Below are 526 nucleotides of genomic sequence, written 5' to 3' on the forward strand. Positions count from 1 at the left end.
ACCTTGCGCAATACAAATACCAAAATCGACTAACACGCCACGAATTTGATTGGTGCAGGCAGTGCGTTGTTTTACCAGGCGCTCTCTAACGCGATGTAACATCAGAATTTCTTGCTGCGCTTCGGTTTTAATCGGCACAAAACGAATGTTAGGCCTAAAACTGGCTTCATAAATCGCCATGGTGTCATTTTTATCATTCTTGCTGCCGCGCACAAACGGGGTGACATGTTGCGCTGGAATAAGCTTAACCTCATGCCCCATGGCGAGAAACTTACGCCCCCAATAATGGGATGAATAACAGGCTTCAAAGACCACATTGCAGACAGATTGCTGCGACATAAACTCATTCAGTTGAGCGCGATTTAAACGCTTATTGAAGACTTGTTTTGCATGGCAATCCATCCCAAGGACTTGAAATACATTCTTTGCCAAATCAATTGCAATAGTGGTAACTTTCATAATGGACGCTCCTTAAGTAACTGTATGGTCAACATCAGTTTGGCGCATTGACGCCGTATTAGGGAGC

General features: G+C 44.3%; 1 protein-coding gene. It reads right to left on the minus strand.

The window, feature by feature from the left end; translation table 11 throughout:
- The coding region (locus FW758_RS24770; protein ID WP_446446844.1) for an IS110 family transposase at positions 1 to 459 on the minus strand (459 nt) is incomplete at its 3' end.
- Positions 460 to 526: the final 67 nt, after the last annotated feature.

The sequence above is a fragment of the Shewanella sp. 1180_01 genome (genome assembly GCF_052850535.1).